Annotated in this window: 16 protein-coding genes, 8 tRNA genes and 1 riboswitch; of the genes, 4 read left to right on the forward strand and 20 right to left on the reverse strand. The window is 44.3% G+C overall.

Annotated elements, in window-relative coordinates:
• From uca to OAG1_RS11720, 6 genes are all read right to left on the reverse strand, one after another.
• On the reverse strand, positions 1-3,645 hold the full coding sequence (uca, locus tag OAG1_RS11695; RefSeq protein WP_338621410.1) for an urea carboxylase: 3,645 nt from the start codon (positions 3,643-3,645) through the stop codon (positions 1-3).
• A gap of 92 nt (positions 3,646-3,737) precedes the next feature.
• Positions 3,738-4,382, reverse strand: a complete 645-nt coding sequence (locus OAG1_RS11700; RefSeq protein ID WP_338621411.1) for an urea amidolyase associated protein UAAP2 — start codon at positions 4,380-4,382, stop codon at positions 3,738-3,740.
• A gap of 29 nt (positions 4,383-4,411) precedes the next feature.
• Complete coding sequence (locus OAG1_RS11705; protein WP_338621412.1) at positions 4,412-5,167, reverse strand: urea amidolyase associated protein UAAP1; 756 nt, start codon at positions 5,165-5,167, stop codon at positions 4,412-4,414.
• A gap of 12 nt (positions 5,168-5,179) precedes the next feature.
• On the reverse strand, positions 5,180-5,965 hold the full coding sequence (locus OAG1_RS11710) for an ABC transporter ATP-binding protein (protein WP_016403083.1): 786 nt from the start codon (positions 5,963-5,965) through the stop codon (positions 5,180-5,182).
• Entirely contained in the window at positions 5,965-6,789 is an 825-nt protein-coding gene (locus OAG1_RS11715) for an ABC transporter permease subunit (RefSeq protein WP_040307480.1), read from the reverse strand. The genes OAG1_RS11710 and OAG1_RS11715 overlap by 1 nt, the downstream gene beginning before the upstream one ends.
• A 10-nt stretch (positions 6,790-6,799) precedes the next feature.
• Complete coding sequence (locus OAG1_RS11720; RefSeq protein ID WP_016403085.1) at positions 6,800-7,882, reverse strand: putative urea ABC transporter substrate-binding protein; 1,083 nt, start codon at positions 7,880-7,882, stop codon at positions 6,800-6,802.
• Between the two features lie 59 nt (positions 7,883-7,941).
• A riboswitch (guanidine-I (ykkC/yxkD leader) is annotated at positions 7,942-8,037 on the reverse strand.
• Positions 8,038-8,493: 456 nt separating this feature from the next.
• Here OAG1_RS11720 and OAG1_RS11725 point away from each other — a divergent pair.
• Complete coding sequence (locus OAG1_RS11725; RefSeq protein WP_338621413.1) at positions 8,494-10,497, forward strand: methyl-accepting chemotaxis protein; 2,004 nt, start codon at positions 8,494-8,496, stop codon at positions 10,495-10,497.
• Between the two features lie 151 nt (positions 10,498-10,648).
• On the opposite strand, the gene OAG1_RS11730 is transcribed toward OAG1_RS11725, so the two are convergent.
• From OAG1_RS11730 to OAG1_RS11795, 14 genes are all read right to left on the reverse strand, one after another.
• A tRNA-Leu gene (locus OAG1_RS11730) sits at positions 10,649-10,735 on the reverse strand.
• Positions 10,736-10,752: 17 nt separating this feature from the next.
• Positions 10,753-10,826: transfer RNA gene (locus OAG1_RS11735), tRNA-Cys, on the reverse strand.
• Between the two features lie 18 nt (positions 10,827-10,844).
• Positions 10,845-10,920, reverse strand: a tRNA-Gly gene (locus tag OAG1_RS11740).
• A 182-nt stretch (positions 10,921-11,102) separates the two neighbouring features.
• Positions 11,103-11,189: transfer RNA gene (locus OAG1_RS11745), tRNA-Leu, on the reverse strand.
• 305 nt (positions 11,190-11,494) lie between these two features.
• A tRNA-Leu gene (locus OAG1_RS11750) sits at positions 11,495-11,581 on the reverse strand.
• Between the two features lie 17 nt (positions 11,582-11,598).
• A tRNA-Cys gene (locus OAG1_RS11755) sits at positions 11,599-11,672 on the reverse strand.
• A gap of 18 nt (positions 11,673-11,690) precedes the next feature.
• Positions 11,691-11,766, reverse strand: a tRNA-Gly gene (locus tag OAG1_RS11760).
• A 232-nt stretch (positions 11,767-11,998) separates the two neighbouring features.
• Positions 11,999-12,550 carry a CDP-diacylglycerol--glycerol-3-phosphate 3-phosphatidyltransferase gene (pgsA, locus tag OAG1_RS11765; RefSeq protein ID WP_338626426.1) on the reverse strand — a complete coding sequence of 184 codons (552 nt, stop codon included), beginning with the start codon at positions 12,548-12,550 and terminating at the stop codon, positions 11,999-12,001.
• Positions 12,551-12,593: 43 nt separating this feature from the next.
• Entirely contained in the window at positions 12,594-14,426 is a 1,833-nt protein-coding gene (uvrC, locus tag OAG1_RS11770; RefSeq protein ID WP_338621414.1) for an excinuclease ABC subunit UvrC, read from the reverse strand.
• A 2-nt stretch (positions 14,427-14,428) separates the two neighbouring features.
• Entirely contained in the window at positions 14,429-15,073 is a 645-nt protein-coding gene (gene uvrY, locus OAG1_RS11775; protein ID WP_016401014.1) for a UvrY/SirA/GacA family response regulator transcription factor, read from the reverse strand.
• Positions 15,074-15,319: 246 nt separating this feature from the next.
• A tRNA-Ser gene (locus tag OAG1_RS11780) sits at positions 15,320-15,410 on the reverse strand.
• 155 nt (positions 15,411-15,565) lie between these two features.
• Positions 15,566-17,056, reverse strand: a complete 1,491-nt coding sequence (locus OAG1_RS11785; protein ID WP_152782604.1) for a glutamate synthase subunit beta — start codon at positions 17,054-17,056, stop codon at positions 15,566-15,568.
• A gap of 9 nt (positions 17,057-17,065) precedes the next feature.
• On the reverse strand, positions 17,066-21,712 hold the full coding sequence (gene gltB, locus OAG1_RS11790; RefSeq protein ID WP_338621415.1) for a glutamate synthase large subunit: 4,647 nt from the start codon (positions 21,710-21,712) through the stop codon (positions 17,066-17,068).
• A 510-nt stretch (positions 21,713-22,222) separates the two neighbouring features.
• On the reverse strand, positions 22,223-23,143 hold the full coding sequence (locus OAG1_RS11795) for a manganese-dependent inorganic pyrophosphatase (protein ID WP_338621416.1): 921 nt from the start codon (positions 23,141-23,143) through the stop codon (positions 22,223-22,225).
• A 303-nt stretch (positions 23,144-23,446) separates the two neighbouring features.
• Here OAG1_RS11795 and OAG1_RS11800 point away from each other — a divergent pair, with 303 nt between their 5' ends.
• The 3 genes from OAG1_RS11800 to OAG1_RS11810 are packed head-to-tail and all read left to right on the forward strand — an operon-like array spanning position 23,447 to position 26,599.
• Positions 23,447-24,112 carry a Bax inhibitor-1/YccA family protein gene (locus OAG1_RS11800; RefSeq protein ID WP_016401019.1) on the forward strand — a complete coding sequence of 222 codons (666 nt, stop codon included), beginning with the start codon at positions 23,447-23,449 and terminating at the stop codon, positions 24,110-24,112.
• Between the two features lie 52 nt (positions 24,113-24,164).
• Complete coding sequence (locus OAG1_RS11805; protein ID WP_338621417.1) at positions 24,165-26,234, forward strand: FUSC family membrane protein; 2,070 nt, start codon at positions 24,165-24,167, stop codon at positions 26,232-26,234.
• A gap of 35 nt (positions 26,235-26,269) precedes the next feature.
• Positions 26,270-26,599, forward strand: a complete 330-nt coding sequence (locus OAG1_RS11810; RefSeq protein WP_338621418.1) for a TusE/DsrC/DsvC family sulfur relay protein — start codon at positions 26,270-26,272, stop codon at positions 26,597-26,599.
• Positions 26,600-26,629: the final 30 nt, after the last annotated feature.

The following is a 26,629-nucleotide window of genomic DNA, read 5'->3' on the forward strand; positions in this document are numbered from 1 at the left end:
TTATTCGGTCTCCATAACCATTAGGCGCTGCCCTGCGTGAACTTGGGAACCTTGAATTTGGTTCAACTGTTTTATTACTCCGTTTGAAGGCGCAATCACTTCTAGTTCCATTTTCATTGCTTCTAACACTGCCACCACCTGGCCAGATTTAACGCTTTGCCCCGGCTCTACCATCACTTGCCAAAGGTTGCCGGCTACGTGACTTTCTATCGCCAGTTCTGAGTCTGCTAAAGCGTCTTCAGTAGCGCTTTGTTGGCTTTGTTCTTCTACCGAGAAGTGGGCTTGGCCGCTTTCTTCCCAGCGTTGGCGTTCGGCTTCGAAGGCTTGTTGTTGTTTAAGCTTAAAAGCTTGAATGCTCTCTTGTTGCTCGTCTAATAGTGCTTGATAGCCTTTTAAGCTGAATTCTGTTTGCTCAATTTTTAGCGGGTAATCTCCACGTGGGAAATCTTTCCGAATTTGCTTAAGCTCATCCGCACTCACTGGGTAAAATTTAATTTGATCAAAAAAGCGCAATAACCAAGGTTTAGTAAACTCAGTAGTGCTGCGGTAGCGATTCCACATCTGTAGAGTGCGTCCCACAAACTGATAACCACCCGGCCCTTCCATGCCATACACACATAAATAAGCGCCGCCAATGCCTACAGCATTTTCTGGTGTCCAGGTACGTGCTGGGTTGTATTTAGTGGTGACTAAACGATGGCGAGGATCGATAGGAGTAGCAACTGGTGCGCCTAAGTACACATCCCCTAAGCCCATCACTAAATAGTTAGCGTTAAACACAATGTCTTTCACTTGTTCAACGGTGTCTAAGCCGTTAATGCGGCGAATAAACTCGATGTTATCCGGGCACCATGGCGCGTCTTTGCGCACTACATCGTTATACTTTTGAATAGCTAAGCGAGTGGCTTCGTCGTCCCAAGATAGCGGTAGATGCACGACTCGTGCTGGCACACTAAGTTGGTCAATATCACCAAGGCTTGCTTCTGCTTGCTCTAGTATTGCCAACAAACGCTCTAGCGGTAGCTCTAGGTTGTTGTAGTGGACCTGCAGTGAACGAATACCAGGAGTAAGCTCTTCTATGCCGACAATGTTTTGCGCTTGCAAGTTAAGCATTAAGGCATGCACTCTAAAGCGCAGCGCAATGTCTAAACGCTGCGGACCATACTCAATCAGCAAATAGTCTTCACCCGCTGGGCGATATACCACCTTTTCACCATAAACATCACTGGCTAAGGTTTTTACAATTGGCGTGGTAATGGGCGCTGCGCTAATTTCGCTATTGTAGGCGTTGCCTAGCGCTAAACTTGCTAATTGCTCTCGCTCTGCCTGCTCTGCTTGCTTAATGCTTACTGGAATAAAGTTAATTTCATCGCCCGCTTTAAGCTGTCCCATTTTCCATAGGTCGGCTTTAATAATGGTTGCCGGGCAAACAAAGCCGCCTAAGCTTGGGCCGTCTGGGCCAAGGATAACTGGCATATCGCCAGTAAAATCGATACTGCCTACAGCGTAAGCGTTATCGTGAATGTTAGATGGGTGCAAACCCGCTTCGCCGCCATCACTACGTGCCCACTCAGGCTTTGGCCCAATAAGGCGCACGCCGGTTCGGCTAGAATTGAAATGCACTTTCCAAGTTGCTGCAAAAAACTGCTCGATGTCTTGGTCGGTAAAAAAGTCTGGCGCACCATGCGGGCCGTAAATAACGTGAATATTCCACTCTTGAGTAATTTGCGGCTTTTGCTGTAACTCTCGGCCTAGTAAGAAATCGTCAATGGCTTTGACTTGCTTAGCATCTGGCAGTTGCAATACATCACCGGTTCTTAGCGCACGCCCTGCGTGGCCGCCAAACTGACCTAAAGTGAAGGTAGATTTACTGCCTAAATACTCAGGACATTGAATGCCACCACCTACCGCTAAATAGGCGCGAGCACCAGCATCGCTCACTTTGCCTAATGCTAAGCTTTGGCCAGCGCTTACTTTAAATACTTGCCACATCGCGCGGCTTTGGCCATCTAAGTTAATCTCTATATCTGCGCCACCTACTGCTACCAAGCTGTCTTGATTAAACTTTAGCGTTGGCCCTTGCAGGGTAATCTCTAAACCAGCAGCATCACTTGGATTACCTAATAGCTGATTAAGAAGCTGAAAGCTCTGTGCGTCCATTGGCCCTGATGGTGGAACGCCAATATCCCAGTAGCCCTTCCGCGCTGGGTAATCTTGAATAGTAGTTTGTGTGCCAGCGCTTAGTACATCCATAGTACTTGGGCGATAAGCAAAACTGTTTAAGCTTGAAGTAAGCAAGGTACCTTGCTCTAAGGCAGGTAGCGTTAACAGCTGTTTAAGGTAGGCTAAGTTGTGCTCAATACCATACACTTGGCAAGCCTGCAGCGCCTTGGCTAAACCAGCAATGGCAGAGTCTCTATCTGCTGCGTGGTATTGCACTTTAGCCAGCATTGGGTCAAAAAATGGTGAGACTTCTACCCCACTTTCTATCCAATGATCGATACGTAAATGTTCAGCAGTTGGCAAACCCAGTTCTGCTTCGGTTGGCCATGCAACATGACTAAGTAAGCCAGCGTTTGGTTGGAAATCTTTGTTAGGATCTTCGGCATATAAACGGACTTGAATAGCGTGACCAGAAGCCAGTAAATTGCTGGCTTTATCAACCAATGGATACGTTTGTTGAGAGAACTGTGCATAGCCCAGCTCTACCATCCATTGCACTAAATCGACGCCAAACACCATCTCGGTTACGCCGTGCTCCACCTGTAAACGGGTATTCACTTCTAAAAAGTAAAAATCTTGGCTTTGCTGATCAAATACAAACTCTACGGTGCCTGCACTGCGGTAATTAACACTTTCGGTAAGCTGCTTGGCAGTTTGTTGTAATTGCTGGCGAATAGCTGGGCTTAAGTTGGGAGCTGGGGTTTCTTCAATCACCTTTTGATTGCGGCGCTGCGCAGAACAATCACGCTCGCCTAAGGTTAATACCTCACCAGCACCGTTACCAAATACTTGTACTTCAATATGGCGAGCTTGGGTAATAAACTTCTCGAGGAATAAGCCCGCATTGCTAAAGTTGTTTTCACTAAGGCGTTTTACGCTATCAAAGGCTTGGCTTAATTGCTCTGCGGTGTCGCAACGTTGCATACCAATACCGCCGCCGCCAGCAGTGCTTTTTAGCATAACCGGGTAACCCAGCTGTTCGGCGCAGCTTAATGCTTGTTGTTGATCTTCTAATAGTCCGCTGCCCGGTAATAAAGGCACTTGCGCTTGTTCGGCTAATTCGCGAGCACAATGTTTAAGGCCAAAGGCATTCATCTGTTCTGCCGTGGGGCCTAAAAATACTAAACCTTGTTGCTCACAACGTTTGGCAAAGTCTTGGTTTTCACTTAAAAAACCATAACCAGGATGAATGGCTTGCGCGCCAGTTTGTTTGGCAATGGCAAAGATCTTGTCGATGTTTAGGTAAGTTTGACTGGCTGAACCTTCACCCAAGCTATAAGCTTCGCTGGCTTGGCTAATGTGCAGGCTGTCTGCGTCGGCGTCGCTGTAAATAGCCACGCTGGCAATGTTCATTTTGTTAAGGGTTCGAATGATCCGGCAAGCTATCGCGCCACGGTTGGCTATCAATACTTTATCGAACATAGTGTCACCTGAGAGCTGCGGGTCGTCCCGGCTAATAACAAGGCGTGTTTAGGGTCGTCCCTAGCCTTAATCTAAAGAGTTATTACTTGTGCTTAAGCTGCATCCCAAATCAACATTTCTACTGGGGTTGGGTTGTAGCCATTACAAGGGTTGTTTAACTGCGGGCAGTTAGACATTAAAACAATTACGTCCATCTCGGCGCGCATTTCTACGTATTTTCCAGCACCGCTAATGCCATCTTCAAAGGTTAAACCACCGGCTGCGGTAATTGGCACGTTCATAAAGAAGTTAATGTTGTGGGTAATATCGCGCTTGGTTAAGCCGTACTGTTCGTTCTCGGCAACCGCTAACAACCAACTATCACGACAGGCGTGCATGCATTTTTTATCCAGAGAATAACGCACTGTGTTGCTTTCGGTGGCACAGGCACCGCCTAAAGTATCGTGGCGACCACAGGTATCGGCAGTAATGGTGAGCATTTCGCGACCTAGGTTGGATAACAGCTTTGTACCAGCGGTTAAGTAAACATTGCCTTGTTCACGAATGGTATCCATAGCGCTGTATCGCTCGCTGGGATCGGCTGCACTGTAAAACAAAGTGTCTGCAGCTTGGTTGCCTTCTAAGTCTAAAATTCGCAGCGTTTGACCGGCTTTTAGCTCCTGCATGTAGTAGTCACCGGCTGGAACCACTTTTCGCTGGCTGGCTTGTTCTGCTTGTAAATCACTTTCTTTGATCATGAATATTATTCCTTGTTTAGCGCTTACAACTAAGCTTCACAACAAGTGCTAGCTTGGCTAACACAGCGGTAGCGTTCGGTATTTTCGAAGCCACGACCATTCTCTGGTCTAAAGTTTCGACAGTAGTCGTCTTCTCTTACGGGATCAGCTTCCAGCATCGCAACTTCAACACCATGGTTGGGATATTCACTAGCAGGGTTCATTGGATGTGGACAGGTTGTCATCAGAACTAAAGTGTCCATTTCAAAACGCAGTTCGATTACATCTCCTGCTTTACTGGCGTTTTGCTCAAACTGTAAATTGCCTTCAGCATCGGCGGCTACTTTACTAAATAGATTAATGTTAGCTGCCATATCTCGCTTGCCTAAACCATATTTAGCTAATTCAACCAGCATGGCGTCGTAGCCATTTTGTAACCACAAATTACCTTGAGTTTGATAGCTACGCTCGCCCCATTTCTGAGCGACCTTATGTTTGTTTGCTAAGCCACCTACGCTGTCTATCCATCCGGTATCGTCACGGGTAATCGAGCAAAACACTCGCCCCATATCGGAGTACAAACAATTACCTTTGGTTAGTTTAAAGGTGTGCTGACATTTAAGGGTATCGGGCGCGTTATAACGCTCTAACAAATCCTTTGGGTTATAAAACAATAGGCTTACATTAGAAGCCCCTTCTGGGTTGGTAAAACGCAAGGTTTTACCGGCGGGTACCGTTACCGACCAATGCGCGGCACCGTTTATCACTTCTTGGTAAATAGGTTCTTGGGAAATAGTAGAGTTCATAGATTGTCCTTATTAGGCCACCGACTTATCAATAATCGGCTTCATCTCTTCACTAAAGCGAGCAGCATCGCTGTCTTTGCTAATAGGAATATCGAAGGTGACTTGCGCCCCAAAGCGCTCGGGGTGCTGTGCATCATGACGATGCTTGTCAAACACCCATAGGCGGTTGCCTAAGCTAAAACCTTCGGAGAGATCGTGGGTAATCATAAATATGGTAAGTTTGTGCTCTTGCCACAACTGATGAACTAGCTTGTGCATGTCTTTACGAATGCCGGGATCAAGCGCGCCAAAGGGTTCGTCTAGTAGCAATATCTTTGGCTTTTTCATCAAGGCTTGAGCAATTGCCAAGCGTTGCTGCATCCCCCCAGACATCTCTGTCGGGTATTTATGCGCGGCTTCTGTTAAACCTACTTTATCTAACATTGCCATTGCTTGGCTGTATGCCTGTTGTTTTGCTTTACCAAATAGACTCGCAAGCACTGGCGCTTTAGCAAATACATCACTTAGCATCACGTTTTGCACAGCCGTTAAGTGGGGAAACACGGAGTACTTTTGAAACACAATGCCACGCTCTGGCCCTGGTTCATTAGGCAACGGTTCGCCATTTAACAAAAGCTTGCCACGACTGGCAGTTTCATTTCCTAGTAGCAAGTTGAGAAAAGTAGATTTACCGCAGCCAGAGGCGCCTACAATGCTAACAAACTCGCCTTCTTCAACACTTAGGTTTAAGCGCTCTAGCACTACGTTGTCGCCGTACTCTTTCCAAACGTCTATGGCTTGAATGATTGGAGTGCTCATTATGCGTCTCCTTGTGTTTTGTGATACCAAGAAAAAGCATGCACCGACAACTTGCGCAGCAGCCAATCCATTACAAAGGCCAACACACTAATCCACAGCACGTAAGGTAAAATTACGTCCATCGCTAAGTAACGGCGAATAAGGAAGATGCGATAACCCAAGCCCTCTGTGGCAGCAATTGCCTCGGCAGCAATCAAAAATAGCCAAGCACTGCCCAAGGTTAAACGAACCGCTTCGATTAGCTTTGGCAGAATTTGCGGAATAACTACCGCAATAATGGTTTGCCAACTAGACGCACCTAAAGTTTGCGCTTTTAAGATCTGTTCATTAGGCAGTGCATCGGTACGCAGCTGCAGGTCTCTAATCATAATCGGGCAGATCCCAATGATGATCAGCATCACTTTAGATAGCTCTCCCAAGCCAAACACAATGAACAGAATAGGCAAGATTGCCATGGGTGGAATAAGCGAGATGGCAGTAACCAATGGCGATAGAGGTGCGCGTACAAATGGCACCATGCCATTAGCAACACCTACCATTAAAGCCACTAAGGCACTGATCCCTACCCCAAGTGCCAAACGAGTTAAACTAGCAAGCGTATCTGCCAGCATTAAGTATTCGCCGCTACGCTTGCTAGGCTCAAACGCCATGCGGTTAATTGCTTCCACAAAACTCGACATAGCAGGCAATAACTTATCGTTTGGATTGTCTGCTAAGCGCGCCTGTGATGCAGCCATGTATAAAGCAATTAGCAGCAAAAACGGTAGTAGGCCCAACATCAGCCGCACGAAGCGGCTAGGTTTTTTATTTATTATGCGAGTCATAGGCAGAGCCTTATAGTTTGCCTTCGGCAGCCATATCCATGTACTCGGCTGTAAAGCGAAGTTTTACGTTACTTGAATCGCCATAAACACCTGATGGAGTTTCGATGCCGATAAAGCTAGCATCTGGTGCGCCTTCACCTAACAAACCGTGATGGTGCGAAAACTCGGCTACTTTAGCCATGGTGCTTTTTAGGGTTGCACTATTGGTAAAATCAACAGCTTCTTGAGGCTGGTAGAACATTTTAGTAGAGGCTAATTGCGCATCATAACCGGCTAAATCGGTTCCTGATGCTTCAGCCATAAATGCACGAGCTTTCATTGCTGCTTCATCATCACCCGACATAGTGGCCATAATCTCGTACCACGCGCCAGTTAGAGCTTTACCAAGCTTAGGATCTTGCTTAAGCGTATCGGTGTTCACTACTAGCAAGTCGATGATCTCACCAGGGATCTTAGATGAATCGAACACCATGTTAGTATCTGGCATTGCCACAATCTCGCTTAGTAGCGGATTCCAAGTGGTAACAGCTGTTACATCTTTGGTAGTGAATGCCGCAACTAAATCGGCGTCGGAGGTGTTTTCAACTTTGATATCACGCTCTTTTAAGTCTACTGACTCTAAAGCGCGAGCTAACAAATAATGCGAAACACTTAACTCTACTAAGTTAACTTTTTCGCCTTTTATGTCGGCAAGGCTTTTATCACCTTTAAGTACTACTCCGTCGTTACCATTTGAGAAGTCGCCAACAATTAGCGCTGTCGAATCCACGCCACTGGCAGCAGGAATAGTTAGTGCGTCCATGTTGGTCATTACTGTGGCATCAAAACCACCGGCGGTGTATTGGTTAATTGACTCGATGTAGTCGTTCACCTGCACGACTTCGATATTGATATCGTATTTGTCGGCCCACTTATCAACAATGCCTGAGGCTGCACCATAGTCCCACGGCATCCAACCAACATAGATAGTCCAAGCGAGTTTATAAGTAGGTTTATCGGCGGCTTGGGCAGACACAACACTAAGCGCACTTGCGCTAACGATGGTGGCTGCTACTGCCAGGGTACGGAGTGGAGATTTAATTAGATTTATCATGGTCACCTCAATGTGGTTATGCACTTTAAAATAAAAACATGAGAGACGTATTTATTGTCATCTCCCGGGCTTTTATCCCTCCGTGTAACCTCTATGAGGTTGACAACTCTCGGTCCAGACACTGCGTTGCAGCCGGAACCCTAGATGTCTATTGCAAATTTTAAGCGGCTCTTGATGAGGCAGAGCCATACATCTCTCATGTCGCAAGTATTAAGTAGCAATGGATATGCCAACGCTAACGCATCCCTCTATCTAGGTATAAATCACCAAATGAAGCTCCTGTAATTGCCCCCCAAAGGCACCATAACGGTGCAAATATGTAATTTTTGCACCAAAACTTAATAAAACAAGGGCGTGTTACGCTGTGTGAGAAGAAAACAGTATTGTGGCTACAATATAAAGATAAGCAACGCGCAATCTACTGAGATGTTTCAAAGGCTTATATTCATCAACAACTTAAGTTAACAAGTGAAACTAGCGAGCCTTAAGTAAATCACTTATTGCTTTTAGCTATACCTATTTGATTTTTTATATTTATACTCGAATAACTAATTACATTAGCGTGATGAATTAAGCGTTCTTGATTGGCACTCAGCAAAAAGGAGTTATGCATGAGTAGTATTTTTTCCCCTGCCGTTTATTTAAGTGACAGAGTAGGTTTTAAATACAAGTTCATAATGTGGACTTGCTTGTTTTTATTGCCAATCGTTTATGGTTTTGGGTCAATTATCCTCACCATGAATAAAGAGATTACATTTACCGAGAATGAGTTAGCAGGATACGAGATTGTTAACCAACTACCCGGTATATCCAACTCGGTAGTGAGGCACCAGCATCTAAACACGCTAAGAACGATGGGCGCAGATTACGACAAAGATGAACTCAGCGCTATTCAGCAAGATTTAAACAGCACCCTGCAACAACTAAGCTCACAACTTTCTGGCGATAATAAAACGTCGATGGAACAAGCCCAACAGAGCTGGCAGGCCCTGGCTGAAAGTAAAAGCTCTTTAGGTAAACTACTTATTGAACATGAAGCCTTTCTTAGACAAATTAGAGCCATCACCTATAGCGTAGCCGCGAATAGTGGATTAACTAGAGATCCAGAAGTCAGCAGTTATTACCTAATAGACATAGCCACCGCCCGTTTACCGATATTACAAAGCAACATAGCTAGGCTAAGAGATAAAGGAGGCGACATTGCTGACTTTGGCATTCTCGACGCTGAAGGTAATGCTGATCTTCAGTTTAGAACCGATAATGCTATCGAAGTACTTAACGACATGGATAAAGCCTTGGCACAACTGGTATCTTACGATAAGCAATTTGAAAATAAACTGGGTAAACAAGCCCAGCAAACTACCGAAAGCATAAAACAAATCGTTAATTTGATTCGCGATGAAATTCTTAAAGACCAACAAGTTAAAACCAATACCGATACTGTTTTTCAGCTTGCTAATGACAGCTTAAGTCAAATCGAAGATTTTACTGCTGCTTCGCTTAGCTACTTTGGCGAAGAGTTAGGTAAGCGTAAAGCCAGTGCAGAACAAAAACGAGCCGTTATGCTGTTTGCCCTACTCGGGGTGCTACTAGCATGTTGCTATTTCATGATTGGTGCTTATCTATCCATTAGACGCACCGTTAAACAAATTCGCTATGTAGCAGGTAGGGTTAATCAAGGTGACCTAAGCCAAGATTTAACGGTATATGGTTCTGACGAACTTGCTGACATTGCCCATGACTATAAAACTACCTTAGAAGCATTACGATCTTTGTTAGAGCAAGTTAAGAGCGGCTCCGAAGAAATGTTAATTGCTACCCAACAAATTGATGGCAAATCGCAAGAGGTGAGAGATGCGATTAATCAGCAGCAACTAGAAACGCAGCAAGTAGCTACTGCAGTTGCTGAGATGAATGCCACTGTTAACAACATGGCTGAAGATGCGAATAAAGCCGCAGACTCTACCTTGGCCTCCCAACAAGCAGTTGTTAATGGCCAAACGATTGTCAGCGAAACCATTTCAACGATTGGTTTGATAAATGAAGAAGTACTTACCACCTCTACCTCACTCAATCAGTTACAAGAGCAAACAAGCGCAATAGGTGGAGTTATCGATGTCATTAGGAACATCGCCGAACAAACGAATCTTTTAGCATTAAACGCAGCTATTGAAGCGGCTCGAGCTGGAGAACAAGGTCGTGGCTTTGCGGTAGTTGCTGATGAAGTGAGAACCCTTGCCAACAGAACCCAAACCTCAACCGATGAAATTCAGAAAATGATTGAAGGTTTACAATCTGGATCATCGAGTTCAGTTAATGCCATGGCAAATGCTAGCAGCCGCGCACTTAGCGGTGTTGAACAAGCCGAAGAAGCCGGTGGCTCTTTTACCAATATTACTCAACGTGTAGACGAAGTTGTTGATTTGAACACTAACATCGCCAGCGCGATTGAAGAGCAAAGTAAAGTAATGGACGAAGTGGAACTCAATATCGTACAAATATCTGATGGTGCCAATGCCGCGCTGCTTCTTGCAGATGAAGCGAGCCAAGCCAGTGGCAGCATTGGACAAGAAGTAGATAAGCTGCAGCAGATAGTTAATAAGTATCAACTGTAAGCCAAGCTAAGTAACTCTATGAATAGCGCAAGGCAATGCACCATGTGAATTCACATTCCGACAATTTCTCTAGCAGTATGGCTGATCAATTAGGTGCATTAGTTTTGTTCAAACAAAAAAGCCAGTAGCGTTAGCTACTGGCTTTTCTAATTGGTGCCCGGGGCCGGACTTGAACCGGCACGTCCTTTCAGACGAGGGATTTTAAATCCCTTGTGTCTACCAATTTCACCACCCGGGCAAAACTCTTCTTTGTAATGGAGGCGGGTCCCGGAGTCGAACCGAGGTCCACGGATTTGCAATCCGCTGCATAGCCACTCTGCCAACCCGCCAAACAGCGTTACAAATTTTGGAGCGGCACATCGGGTTCGAACCGATGACCTCAACCTTGGCAAGGTTGCGCTCTACCAACTGAGCTAGTGCCGCTTTATTCTTTATCACTATTTAGTGCATGAGAGTAAACAACTAGGTTGCGCTACTCTATATACCCACACTGAGCTAGTGCCGCTTTATTCTTTATCACTATTTAGTGCAAGTGAGCTAACAACTAGGTTGCGCTACTCTTTATACCCACACTGAGCTAGTGCCGCTTTAATCTTTAAACAAATTGGTGCCCGGGGCCGGACTTGAACCGGCACGTCCTTTCAGACGAGGGATTTTAAATCCCTTGTGTCTACCAATTTCACCACCCGGGCGACACGTTTTGCTGTTAACTAGGAGCTAGCCCCTGAAAACGAGTTGTACTTTAACGTATTACAGAAATGAGTCAACGGATTTTTTAAGGGAGTTGATTCAAGTGCTTAAAAAGCGATCTAGGCGCTGCCTTTTCACACCATTCCTGTATTTACGTTGCGAAAATAAGCGGCCTTTGCACACTACCAAAGTAAAACAGATATCGATAAACAAATGATTTGATGCGCTGATTAATTGCAACAATGAGAGTAACTGACAAGATGAGGAAAAACTTGGGAAGCTTGAGATATAGAACAGATAGAAGAGTTGGTGCCCGGGGCCGGACTTGAACCGGCACGTCCTTTCAGACGAGGGATTTTAAATCCCTTGTGTCTACCAATTTCACCACCCGGGCGACACAAATTTATAGTATGGAGGCGGGTCCCGGAGTCGAACCGAGGTCCACGGATTTGCAATCCGCTGCATAGCCACTCTGCCAACCCGCCATACTATGTGTGTTAAATTGGAGCGGCACATCGGGTTCGAACCGATGACCTCAACCTTGGCAAGGTTGCGCTCTACCAACTGAGCTAGTGCCGCTTCATCTGCTTTACTTGCTAGTATGAATTAATAGACAACTTAGGTTGCGCTACATTTTATATCCACACTGAGCTAGTGCTGCTTCTTGCGAATTACCTAAGTAATTCGCCTTTAACACTCCAGCGTTGCCGCTGAATGTGCTGTGCATTTTAGCGACCTAAATCTTTACGTCAACTGTCTTTTAGTAAGTTTCTTACTGTTCGTTGGATTTTTAGGCTAAAGCTACGATTTATTAATCATTTTGCTTTAATTCTGGCCACGCCAGCATTAAATAACTCACCATTGACCAAAGCGTAAGAACAGTTGCCACATAAAATAGTACGTAACTGGCTTGCGTAACTAAAGGGTCTATTTGTGCGGTTAAGCCGGTAATAGCTGCCATTTGAGCAGCTGTTTTATATTTCCCTATCCAAGATACCGCAACGCTTGAACGCTTACCAAGTTCTGCCATCCACTCTCGTAGGGCGGAAATAATAATTTCGCGGGATATCATGATAACCGCAGGAACAGTAATCCAAAAAGTCTGATAATGCTCTACCAATACCACTAAGGCTGCAACTACCATAGCCTTATCGGCCACTGGATCGAGAAATGCACCAAAAGGTGTGGTTTGCCCTAGGCGTCGCGCTAAGTATCCATCTAAATAATCTGTAGCAGCCGCTAAGCCAAAGATAAATGCAGCGGCCAACATGCCCCACTCTACGGGAAGGTAAAAAGCTATTAAGAAAAACGGAATTAATACAATTCTAAACGCGGTTAGTATATTTGGAATATTTATCATTATTTTTCATTTATAAAACTACTGCCGCTATGTTGCCTAATCTTGTCTAGTGATGCAACGAATCATAAATTTTTTGCGCTAAAGTAGGGCTAATTCCGGGAACTTTTTTAATTTCGTCAACACTAGCGCTTTTGAGCTGTTGCATTCCACCTAAATGCGTTAGCAATGCTTGACGCCGTTTGGCCCCTACTCCATCAATATCTTCCAACACACTAGTCTTGCGCGCTTTGTCTCGGCGATTACGATGACCGGTTATCGCAAAACGATGGCTTTCGTCTCGAATATGTTGAATAAGATGCAATGCAGCGGAATCACTGGGTAAGTGAATTTCTGTCATCGCTTTACCAATCAGCAGGGTCTCTAAGCCTGGTTTGCGGGTTGTGCCTTTAGCGACTCCCACCAACAAAGGCATGGGATCGAGATTTAGTGGCTCAATGCTGGCAAAAGCTGCAGACAGCTGCCCTTTACCACCATCAATAAACAATACGTCGGGGATCTTTTCTGCTAACTGAGCTTTTTGGTAACGACGAGTTAATGCCTGCGCCATTGCGGCATAGTCATCGCCACCAGTAATGCCGTCGATGTTAAAGCGACGATACTCAGATTTGTTTGGACCTTGCCTGTCAAACACCACGCATGAAGCCACCGTGCGCTCGCCTTGGGTATGGCTGATATCAAAACATTCCATGCGTTTAATTGGCTGTTCTTGTTTGAGCAGCGCTTCAAGTTCTGTTACCCGATGGTGGATGGTAGCTTCTTGGTTTAACTTGGTTAACAACGCATTCTCAGCATTAGTATTGGCAAGCGCAACAAACCGAAGCTTCTCTCCACGTTTTGGTTGAGAAAGCTTCACTTTGCAATCGAGTTCACTTTCGATTGCTGCTTCTATCTCTGGCCAATCGCCTTCGATATCGGGCAACAGCACTTCATTAGGTTGGTTGCCCTTACGTTGTTCAGACAGGTAATACTGCATTACAAAACTGCGCAGTACTTCAGGTAAATCGGCCTGTTTAGGCACTTTAGGGTAATACGAACGACTACCTAGTACTTGACCATCACGGATCAGCAACAAATGAATAACGGCAATGCCATTTCTAAAGGCAAAACCCAATACGTCACTATGCTCGGTATTGCCACTCACAAACTGTTGTTCTTGAACTTTGCGTAAAGCTTGAATTTGGTCTCGAAAACCCGCGGCGGCTTCGAAATCTAGGCTATCGCTGGCCTTGGTCATCTTTTCGGCTAGTTGATTAATTACCTGTTGGCTTTTGCCCTTTAAGAACATACTCGCAAGATCTACTTGCTGTTGATAGTCTTCTTCGCTAATTAAGTTTACACAGGGTCCAGAACAACGTTTAAGTTGATACTGAAGACAAGGACGTTGGCGGTTGGCGTATTCACTATCGCTACACTGGCGAATAGGAAATAGCTTCTGCATCAAATGCAGGCTTTCTCTTACCGCATTACCGTTAGGATAAGGGCCAAAATAGTCGCCTTTATTACGTTTAGCGCCTCGATGCATCGATATCCGCGGATGCTTGTGTTTACTTAAAAGAATATAGGGGTAAGACTTATCGTCTCTCAACAGCACATTGTATTTGGGTAAGTGCTTTTTAATCAGGTTGTGTTCGAGAATAAGCGCTTCGGTTTCGGTATGCGTAACCGTAACTTCAACCCTTGCTATGTTTGAGACCAAGGCACGGGTTTTATTGCTATCGACGTTTTTTCTAAAATAGCTACTTAAACGCTTCTTAAGCGATTTAGCTTTACCTACATAGATTACTTCATTAGCGGCGTTATACATCATGTATATGCCGCTAGCTTCGGTGACTTGGCTTAGAAATGCCTTACTATCAAATGGAGCGCTATTTTCGAGCAAAATTACAGCTTGTCTGTGTCTATCATGCCGTGGCGAATGGCTAAATGAGTTAACTCTACATCGCCACTAATGTTTAACTTGCTAAACAAGCGGTAACGGTAAGAATTAACCGTTTTGGGGCTTAGGCTGAGCTGGTCAGAAATATCGGTAACCTTTTCGCCTTTGGTAATCATTAGCATTATCTGCAACTCGCGTTCAGATAAGCTTTGAAATGGATTGTCTTCTGCCGGATTAAACTGACTGAGAGCCATTTGCTGAGCGATCTCGGGTGACAGATAACGCTGCCCTACGTTAACCGCACGAATAGCTTGTAGCATTTCATCTGGGCCGGCACTTTTGGTTAAGTAACCACATGCGCCAGCTTGCATTACCTTGGTAGGAAATGGGTTTTCAGTATGAATAGTTAACACGATAATCTTGGCATCTGGATCGTAACGCAATATCTTGCGGGTAGCCTCTAAGCCACCAATTCCAGGCATATTCATATCCATTAAGATTACGTTGGCTTGGTTGCTTCTGCACCATTGAACGGCTTTCTCTCCGCTCTCGGCTTCACCAACCACTTTAAATCCTCGAACGTCTTCTAAAATGCGACGGATCCCTGTACGCACTAGCTCATGATCGTCAACCAGAAATACGTTTATCAAGCGTTTTCTCCGCTGTAACTAAAACATCAATCTACTAATTGGGCGGGTTGCCAGACCTTGCATCGTCTGCGCAGCAAACTTTATATCCCATCAGGATAATAATTTAAAGGCTTAAGCGATATAAGTTTAGAGTAGAACTGAGATTATTGGCAGTTTGCGCAATAAACTGGCAATTTATCCACATTGGATATGAGGTAGTGCAGAAACGAAAAACGCCAGCGTAATGCTGGCGTTTTTCCTGAATAATGGCGGAGGAGGAGAGATTTGAACTCTCGAAGGGCTATTAACCCTTGCCGGTTTTCAAGACCGGTGCATTCGACCACTCTGCCACCCCTCCGCAGCAACGGGGCGCATATTACCTAGCATTTTTCAGCTTGTAAACCGTCATCTTTGAATTTTTTGGAAATGTCTAACAATTGACTAAATGCTAGGCAAATTTTGGCCATAAAAAAGCCCAGCATAAGCCGGGCTTTTTAGCAGTTTGTCGTTAACTTACTTAGGTAAGTAGCTCTTACCCATTAAGAAGGTATCAACGGCTTGTGCTGCACCACGACCTTCGTTGATTGCCCAAACAATCAAACTTTGACCACGACGCGCATCACCAGCTGCAAACACACCTTTCACATTTGTGGCGTATTCACCGTAGGTTGCTTTAGCATTTGAACGAGCGTCTTTTTCAACACCTAGTTCGTCAATAATACCCGCTTCTGGACCCATGAAGCCCATAGCTAGCAATACTAAGTCAGCTTTGATGACTTCTTCACTGCCTTTTACTGGCTCAGGAATCATTTGGCCGTTAGCGTTTTTCGTCCAGTTGATCTTGGTAGTATGAACTTCCGTCACGTTACCTTGCTCATCACCCACCATTTTCTGGGTCATAACTAGGTAACGACGCGGATCTTCACCTTGAATGGCAATCGCTTCGTCTTGACCGTAGTCACGCTTTAAAGTGCGCTTAAATTCTGGCCAAGGGTTGTCTTGAGCACGTTCTTGCGGAGGCTGAGGCATAATCTCAAGCTGCATGACGTTCTTACAACCGTGACGCAGTGAAGTACCCACACAGTCAGTACCTGTATCACCACCACCAATAACCACAACGTGCTTATCTTTGGCGCTAATGTAACGGCCGTCTTCTAGGTTGCTATCTAGCAAGCTCTTAGTATTTTTACCTAAGAACTCCATCGCAAAATGAACGCCGTTTAACTGGCGACCTTCTACTGGTAAGTCACGCGGAACCGTTGCGCCAGTGGCTAGCAATAATGCATCGAAGTCTTCGTTCAAACGGTTAATAGAAATGTCTTTACCCACTTCTACTGAGGTTTTAAATACGATGCCTTCTTCACGCATGATTTCGATACGACGCTCAACGATCTCTTTTTGCAGCTTCATGTTCGGAATACCGTACATTAATAAGCCACCAACTCGGTCAGCACGTTCAAACACTGTTACTTTATGACCAGCGGAATTTAACTGAGCAGCTGCTGCTAAACCAGCAGGACCAGAGCCTACAATGGCGACTGTTTTGCCGCTGCGTTTAGCTGGAATGTTAGGTTTAACCCAACCTTCCTTAAATGCACGCTCGATAATGTTAACTTCTTGGCTCTTAATGGTTACTGGTGGAGCATTAATACCTAGAACACAAGAATCTTCACAAGGAGCTGGACATACGCGCCCAGTAAACTCCGGGAAGTTATTGGTTTTGTGTAAACGGTCAATCGCATCCTTCCAGCGACCACGGTATACCAGGTCATTCCACTCTGGAATCAAGTTGTTAATTGGACACCCAGCTACGCGTGGTGCGTAGTCTGAGTCACCAGAATGACAAAAAGGAATACCACAATCCATACAGCGAGAAGCTTGGTCTTTAACCGCTTCTTCGCTCATAGGCGTTTTAACTTCTAGCCAATCTATCAAACGCTCTGCTGGGTCGCGGTCTGTCGATAGCTTCCTGTCTATTTCCATAAATCCCGTTGGATTTGCCATGTCTCTCTCCTAAACCGCTTCAGCTTTTTGTTTGGCTTGTTCAGCCTTGGCTTTTTTCGCTTGCGCTACGCTATCAAGGTGCATATCGAATGCAGCTACAGCTACATCGTAATCCGTTTCATGCTCACCCGTAGCTTTAGCTTCTTTCATGTAGTTTTGCATACGCTCGTAGTCGGTAGGCATTACACGAACGAACATGCTAAGTGCGCTATCCCAATCAGCTAGCAATTCTTTTGCTACATCAGAGCCAGTTTGCTCTAAGTGATTTTCGATTAATGCTTTTAGCTCGGCTGCTTCAGCTGCATCATCAATGCCGCCTAACTTAACCATTTCCATGTTACAACGTGAGGCAAATTGCTTGTTACGGTCTAATACGTACGCTACACCGCCAGACATACCAGCTGCGAAGTTACGACCCGTTTCTCCAAGAATTACCGCTTTACCGCCGGTCATGTATTCACAACCGTGGTCACCTACGCCTTCAACAATGGCTGTTACACCAGAGTTACGAACACAGAAACGCTCACCAGCTATACCGCGAATATAAGCTTCACCAGAAGTACCACCAAAGAAGGCTACGTTACCTACAATGATGTTTTTGCGTGCTTCGAACGGTGCGCTTGCATCTGGGTAAACCACTAATTTGGCGCCAGATAAGCCTTTACCGAAGTAATCGTTGGCATCGCCTTCAAGTTCAAACTTAATACCTTTAGCGGCAAAAGTACCAAAGCTTTGACCTGCACTACCGTTGAATTTCACTTTAATCGTGTCTTCTGGTAGGCCTTCAGCGCCATAACGCTTAGATATTTCATTCGACAACATAGTACCAACACTACGGTTGGTGTTGATGATCTCTGATTTCAGAGATACTTCTTCGCCACTCTCAAGCGCCTTAGCGGCATCTTTGATTAACTGGCGATCCACGATGTCGTGAATTAAGTGTTTTTGCTCTTGGCTGCAGTAAAGTGTTTCGTTACCACTGTCATCAGCTTTGTAAAGGATTGGAGATAAATCCACGCCTTTGTATTTCCAGTGATCAACATCGGTACGTGGTGTTAGACACTGGCTTTGGCCAACCATCTCATTAATTGAGCGGAAGCCTAGTTCAGCCATAATTTCGCGTAAACCTTCAACCATCATCTTGAAGAAGTTAACAACGTGGTCAACTTGACCTGCGTAACGCTCACGCAAACGACGGTCCTGAGTAGCAATACCCACTGGACAAGTGTTCAAGTGACACTTACGCATCATGGTACAACCTTCAACTACTAGGGCTGCAGTTGCTACGCCCCATTCTTCAGCACCTAGCAAAGTTGCTACAGCTAAATCGCGTGGTGTTTTAAGTTGACCATCGGCCTGTACAGTAATACGGCTACGTAGTTTATTTTGAATTAGCGTTTGATGCGTTTCTGCTAGACCTAACTCCCACGGTAGACCCGCGTGTTTAATTGAGCTAAGTGGAGAAGCACCAGTACCACCGTCATAACCTGCGATAAGTACTACGTCGGCGTAACCTTTACATACACCAGAAGCAATTGTACCTACACCCGCTTCTGATACTAACTTAACGTTAATACGTGCATCGCGGTTAGCATTTTTCAAATCGTAGATCAGCTGGGCTAAATCTTCGATTGAGTAGATGTCGTGGTGCGGAGGTGGTGAAATTAGACCAACACCTGGCGTTGAGCCACGAGTTTTACCGATCCAAGCATCAACTTTATCACCTGGTAACTGACCACCCTCGCCTGGTTTAGCACCCTGCGCCATCTTGATCTGTAGTTCTTCAGCATTTGCCAAGTAATGGCTAGTTACACCAAAGCGACCAGAAGCAACCTGTTTGATCTTAGAGATCATTGAGTCGCCATTTTCCATAGGCTTAAAGCGAATTGGGTCTTCACCGCCCTCACCAGAGTTACTCTTACCACCAATGCGGTTCATAGCAATTGCTAGTGTGGTATGTGCTTCCCAAGAAATAGAACCAAAGCTCATTGCACCAGTAGCAAAACGCTTAAGAATTGTTTCTGCTGATTCAACTTCGCTTAGCGGTACACTTTCACGGTCTGATTTAAACTTCAATAAACCACGTAGCGTGAAAGCTTCTTTAGCTTGGTTATCTACGTTTGCAGCATATTCTTTAAACACTTTGTAGTCGTTAGTCGACGAAGCATTTTGTAGCAAACGAATCGTTGTTGGGTTAAATAGGTGACGTTCACCGTCTTTACGCCATGCGTACTCACCACCCGTTTTCAGGATTAGATCACTGAATGGGTTGTCGTCTGCAGGGAAACCTTCACGGTGACGGTTTAGTGCTTCTGTAGCGATACCGTCTAAGCTTAAACCTTCGATACGGGTCACTGTACCGGTGAAGTATTTTTTCACTACTTCAGAGTTAATACCAAGCGCTTCAAAGATTTGAGCGCCTTGGTAAGACTGAAGTGTAGAAATACCCATCTTCGAGAAGATTTTTAGCAAGCCGCTATTTACTGCTTTAGTGTAGCGCTCAACAACTTCATCGTTGCTTAGGCTGCTTTCGATAATTGCTTGGTCGCGCATATCAAGAAGCGTTTCAATTGCTAAGTATGGGTTAACCGCTGCTGCGCCATAACCTAATACAGTTGCTAAATGGTGGGTTTCGCGAATATCACCAGACTCAACAATTAGGTCTGCGTGAGCACGAATGCCTTCACGAATTAAGTAGTGGTGAACTGCTGCTGTAGCTAGTACTGAAGGCACTGCTGCGTGGTCACTATCTACTTTACGGTCACTCAAGATTAGAATTGAGAAACCATCATCTACCGCATCTTTAGCATGACGACAAATACGCTCAAGCGCTTTTTCTAACTCATTTTCTGCACCAGAGGCGTGGAAAGTGGTATGAATAGTCGCAGCTTGGAAGTGATTGTGATCAATGCTACGTAGCTTAGCTAACTGGTCGTTAGTTAATACTGGTTGCTTAATCTCAACTTTACGACAATGCAGCGGCGTTTCTTCAAGTAAGTTTAAGTCCGCACCTACGTATGTACGTAGTGACATTACCATTTCTTCACGAATTGGGTCGATTGGCGGGTTAGTTACCTGGGCAAACAACTGTTTAAAGTAATGCGATAAGTGCGGGTTTTTATCAGATAAAATCGCTAGCGGCGTATCTGTTCCCATTGCACCAAGTGGTTCTTTAGAAGTACCAACCATCGGCTTTAATACCGCGTTAATATCTTCTTGGCTGTAGCCAAATGCTTTTTGACGTTTCTCTAGGCTGTGCTGCGTAGCAAAACGGTCGTAACCTTCTGGTAATGGAAGATCATCTAAAACAATCTTGTTTTCTTCTACCCATTTGCCATAAGGCTGGCTAGAACACACTGTGTGTTTAACTTCATCATCAGCAACAATGCGGCCTTGTTCTAGGTCGGCAATGAAGATTTTACCTGGTTGCAAGCGGCCTTTTTGAACCACTTTAGATTGATCTACAACCAATGCACCAGTTTCAGAGCCCATTACTACTAAACCATCATCGGTTACTAGGTAACGAGAAGGACGTAAGCCGTTACGGTCAAGAGTTGCGCCAATTACTTTACCATCGGTAAATGAAATTGAAGCTGGGCCATCCCATGGTTCCATGATGCAAGAGTAGTACTCGTAGAAGGCACGCTTCACCGGGTCCATGTCATCTTGAGTTTGCCATGCTTCTGGCACAACCATCATCATTACTTGTTCAAGCGGACGACCACTTAATACAAGTAGCTCTACACACATGTCTAAGTTTGCAGAGTCTGAGCGAGAGATATCACAAACTGGATTAATCATATCCAGTTCTTCTTTGCTGAAGTTTACACTTGCAAGCAAAGACTCACGTGCGCGCATCCAGTTTACGTTACCTTTAACAGTGTTAATTTCACCATTATGTGCAATGTAACGGAACGGCTGTGCTAAGCGCCATGCTGGGAATGTGTTAGTAGAAAAACGCGAGTGGAACATGGCAATTGCCGAAACCACACGAGAGTCTTGAAGGTCTAAGTAATACTTGCGTACTTGAGCCGTAGTTAACTGCCCCTTGTACACAATAGTACGAGAAGACATCGAAGCCATGTAGAAGTCTTCGTCTACACCGGCAACTGTCGCATCAGCGATGTGCAAGGTGTATTTACGTAAAACAAATAGCTTACGTTCGAAAACTTGCTGGTCTAAGTCAGCAGGACGCGCAATGAACACTTGTTCAATTTGCGGCTCATTATCTAGAGATGCTTGACCTAGGCTAGAGTTGTCTTTTGGAACTACGCGGTAACCTAATAAGGTTAGGCCTAGTTTTTCAATGTTACGGTTTAGTATCTCGCGACATTCGCGACGAATAGCTTCACCAGCAGGGAAGTAAACCATACCCACGCCGTACTCACCTGGTTTAGGTAAGCTGAAGCCCAATTTTGTTACTTCTTCGTTAAAAAACTCATGAGGAAGCTGAATGAGAATACCGGCGCCGTCTCCACTATCTACGTCACAACCAGTACCACCACGATGCTCCATGCAAGTAAGCATGGTTAATGCGTTTTCGATCACATCATGACTTTTACGCCCTTTTAAGTGGGCAACGAATCCGATACCACAGCTATCGTGTTCGAATTCTGGCCTATAAAGGCTCTTATTGTGTTGAGTTATGTTTGTCATCCAGTAATTCCTATTTACTGCTATATTAATGTTATTCAGACCGACAGGACCTTAGACATCAATAGTATTTTCATTTAAAGAGGAGCCCCACCATCTATCGATGATGTGTGAACAACTACCTTTCACAGATAATTATTCTAAAAACCTCCAAAACAACAGCATTCAATAACGCAGGAGCTAGTCCATTCGTCACGAAAGTAAACGAAATGCTACCACAGATATAATTTGAATTTCAGACTTGACTTGAAATTAAACACGATTTTTTTTTACAAAAATGCGTAAGAGACTAAAAAAGCGAGTTTTTTCTCACAAATAGTGCAGAAAAATTCACTATCACTTGATAATTTTGCGTTAAAGGCATCTCAACGTAATAAAATAACGTAATTTGTAAACCATTTTAAAGCATCATGTTGCTGAAAACGCTACCGAGAGTTACAAAAGAAAGCGATCTAACATTTACCTACAAAAAAGCCAGCGATAGACGCTGGCTTTTAGCGAAAGGTTTGCCCTTTAAGCTACATCAAACTCACGTTGTAGCGGCGGCATAACTTGTTTCTTACGGCTAACTACGCCAGGTAGGTCGATAACTGAACCTTCGATAGTTCCACCTAAAGTAGAAGCAACCAGTGCAGCTTCATCACTACAAATTAAGCCAGTAGAGTTTAGGGTAGTAATGTCAGTTAACAACACAAGAGCGGTGTGGTAGTTGTTTGCTTGTTTAAGCGCAACTAAGGCCGTTTCTAACTCATCTAAACGGGCTAGTACCGGTTTTACTGAAGTAAGTTCTAATTGAGCAATGGCAAATTGTTTACCATTAATCTCATAAACTTTTTGATCTCTTAGTACTAACTCATCCGCAGGCACTGAAGCCACATCAGATTTTGCTGCAAATTGCTCGTCTGCAAATGCATCAATATCTTCAACACCAGCCAGTAAAGCTAAGGCTTCTGCAGCTTCACGATCTACTGGTGTAAATGTTGGAGAGTTAAATTTAACTGTATCGCTTAAGATAGCGCCTAACATTAGGGTAGCGGCTTCTTTACTAGGCGTAATATTAGCTGCTTGATACATGCTATAAACAATCGTGCAGCTACAACCTACAGGGCGGATCCAACACTCTAAAGGTTCAGCAGTAGTGATATCACCAAGTTTATGGTGATCAACGATACCGCGAATGTTAGCTTTTTTAGCGTCCTTTGGCGCTTGCCCCCAATCAGAGTAATCAATTAGCCAAACATCTTCGCCAGCGATCTCTGTGCGCACTTCTGGCGCTGCAAAACCAATTTTGTCTAAGAGAAATTTGGCTTCAGGATTAGGTTCACCTTGAGCAATCGCTGTTGCTGATGTGCCTTGCTTGGTTAATAACTCTGCTAACGATATTGCACCGGCAATACTGTCACAGTCTGGATTAGTATGTCCTAAAACTAACATCTGTTATCCGTCTCTCTTAATCGTTGAATGGTTTAGGCAAACTGCCCTGTTAATGCGCTGATCATAGGGCTATGTGATGGCGAGTGCAATACTAAGGAAGGTTTAAGCTTGTTGATTATTTCGCTGAATCAAGGCAATTTTGTTAAGTAGTTGAGCGTTTTAGGAAATTATTCGATGATAATTTGGTGAGGCTAAGCCCACTTTTAGATGGCGGATTTGATTTTATTTGTAAAAAAACTCGTTATACTACAATTTCGTTTTACATAACTTAACGAACTAACTCAGTCATAACGGAGTGAAAAAATGAATCAGCCGAGCACGATAAACTATAGCGCTGCATCGAAACTGGAAACAAATAAGGTATTGCGTAACACCTACGCCTTACTTTCGATGACCTTGTTTACCAGTGCCATTGCAGCATTCTTTGCAGTAGTCGCCGGAATTGGTAGCCTGGCATCTATTGGTATGATGGTTGCCGCCATGGTAATCGTATTCTTCGTTCTACCTAAAAGTATCAACTCTTCTATGGGTTTGGTTTGGACTTTTGTATTCACTTCATTAATGGGTGCCTCTTTAGGTCCGTTGCTTAGTGCTTACCTCCAATTCCCACAAGGTCCTGCTATTGTAATGCAAGCCCTTGGCATGACAGGCTTAATTTTCTTTGGTTTGTCTGGTTACGTGCTAACTACTAAGAAAGACTTCTCTTTTATGAGCGGCTTCTTAATGGCAGGCCTAATCGTTGTTGTAGTTAGCATGTTGCTTAACTTGTTTTTGCAAATCCCAATGCTTAGCCTAGCCATTAGTGGTGCAGCAGTACTGTTGTTTTCTGGCTTCATTCTTTATGATACCAGCAACATTCTAAACGGTAATGAAACCAACTACATACGTGCAACAATTTCAATGTACTTAAATGTATTCAACATTTTTGTTCATTTGCTAAGTATTTTAGGTTTCCTAAACGACGACTAAGCTATACAGCTAAAGGACTATTACGCCCTGTTCTCACAGGGCGTTTTTATTTATGGTACTTAATTTTAAACTAGATGCTTCCAAACTTAATTGGACCATAGCCTGTAAAGCCGCTGGTTTGGCTATGTTTATTCTCAGCCTAGGTTTGGTATTTAATTTAGACTTTGCTTTAACAGCAACACTTGGCGTGGTTGCGGCAGGACTTGCAGACAGCCCAGACTTTTATCAACATCGCCTGCAAAGCACCTTGTTGATGATGGCGAGCTTTTCCCTAGCCAGCATCTCAGTTACTTTACTGTTTCCCCTTCCCTGGCTATTTGCCATTGGCTTATTTTGTTCTAGCTATCTATTTATGCGCATGCCAGTGCTTGGGCAAAAATACGGTGCTATTTCCCTGTGTTCGTTAATCATCGCTATATATACGATGCTTGGTTACAACACCTACGAAAACCCTTGGCTGCAACCCTTCTGGCTAGTGATAGGCGCTTTGAGTTACGCCCTGCTCTCATTGCTTATCAATGCGCTATATCCAACCCGCTGGTTAGACAGACAGCTAGACCAAATATTTAAACAGATTAGTCTTTATCAATTAACTAAGACCCGTTTATTTCAACGCGAAGCAAACATCACAGATATACAAGTAAAGCTAACTGCTCAGAGCGCCGACATTGCAGAGCAATTGGGCGTTATTCGCCATGGATTATATGTTTACCAGCAGCGTAACAAACAGCATGTGGGCTCCAGCCAAATGGACCGATTTTTTAAAGCACAGCTACTGCATGAACGCTTAAGCTCCTCACACTTAGACTATCAACGTTTACAACGAGTATTGCCAAGAACCTTACTAGCCGACACTAGAACAGTGCTAGTTAAAATCGCACGGGTTATTGGAGCAAAGCACCTCGATGCAAGCGCTGAGAAAGAATTAATATCCGCTGTCGATGATTTAGAAACGGCACGGGCAAATCTAAAAGACGTTCCTCCCCGTTTTGCCTATATGCTTAAAAATTTGCATAAGGTGATCGCCTTATGCTTTAACGAACAGCATTTCCCCGAGCCAGAACAAAGCTTCTCACCATTTACTCAAATATCGGTAAAACAATACCTGTCTCAGGCTACGGATATAAGCCTAAGTATCAATCGCCATGCCTTGCGAATGGCCACGCTAATGCTACTTGCCTATGGATTAATCCAGTTATCTGGCGATGAACATGCCTACTGGCTAATGCTTAGTTGTTTACTAGTGGTAAAACCTAATTATCACGATACTAAAAAACGCGTAGATAAAAGAGTATACGGCACCATAGTTGGAGTTGGCTTTGCAGCAGCCTTGAGCTACTTACGTCTACCCGACATAGCACTAACATCATTAATCCCCGGTTTAGTGCTGTTATTCTTTTTGTTCTTTCACCTTAATTACGCCATTTCGGTCGCCATGATTACGGTGTTTGTTGCCATCTCTCTCGATCTTCAAGGCTACCCCGCTAACGAAGCATTGATAGTGCGTACCTTAGTAACAGTAATTGGTGCCTTAATGGCAATGGCGGCACTTCGTTACCTGTGGCCCGATTGGCAACATAAACAAAGCAGAAAAATAATTAGCCAATTGTTTGCCAACACTGCCAATTATCAAACTGCTATTTTTAACCAGTACTTTAATGGCGATGTTGAAGAAACCACCGATTTTCGATTAAGTCGCTACCACGCTTATCAAAGCGAAGCTGAGCTAGTTAGACATTGGCAATATATGCTAGCAGAACCTAGCCACAAGCAGCGTTTATCGCCAGACTTATATCAGCTAGTTGGCTTAAGCCATCACTTGTTATCGCATTTATCTGCGTTATCAACACACCGCACTCAACTACAATCCAATCAAGCGGCCGAGCGTTTGGCCTGTTTGGGTGAATTGATACAAAGCGAATTACAATTGATGCATGATTACTTGTTACTAAAGGGGCCACATCGACCCTTTGTGCAAGCAAACAACGAAGCATTTACCCGAGCAATTAACCAACTTCTTCCCCAGTTAGTCGGCAACGAACTGTTGATTGCTTATCAACTGCAATTAATCGGCAAAGACTTAAAGAAAATTCGCCAACTACTAGTAAATGGTAAGTGGTAAACTAGCCGCAAGATAAAAAAGGCACAAAGTACACAATGATTGAATTTAACGGTCAACGATTTGAAACCGATAAAAATGGTTATTTAGTCGACTTAAACAGTTGGTCGGAAGACCTAGCAGCGCATATAGCCCAGCTAGAAGAAATAGAAATGAGCGAAGCCCATTGGGAAGTGGTGAGGTTTGTTCGCAACTTCTACTTAGAATTTAATACTTCCCCGGCCATGCGAGCCTTAGTTAAAGCAATGGCTAAAAAGTTTGGTCCAGAAAAAGGTAATAGCCGTTACTTGTATAAGCTATTTCCGCAAGGCCCAGCAAAACAAGCCACTAAAGTTGCCGGGTTGCCTAAACCAGTAAAATGCATTTAGCACTTGATTTGCATATAAAAAAAGCGCCTA

The sequence above is a fragment of the Agarivorans sp. OAG1 genome, from assembly GCF_037076485.1.
GTDB classification, from domain to species: domain Bacteria; phylum Pseudomonadota; class Gammaproteobacteria; order Enterobacterales; family Celerinatantimonadaceae; genus Agarivorans; species Agarivorans albus.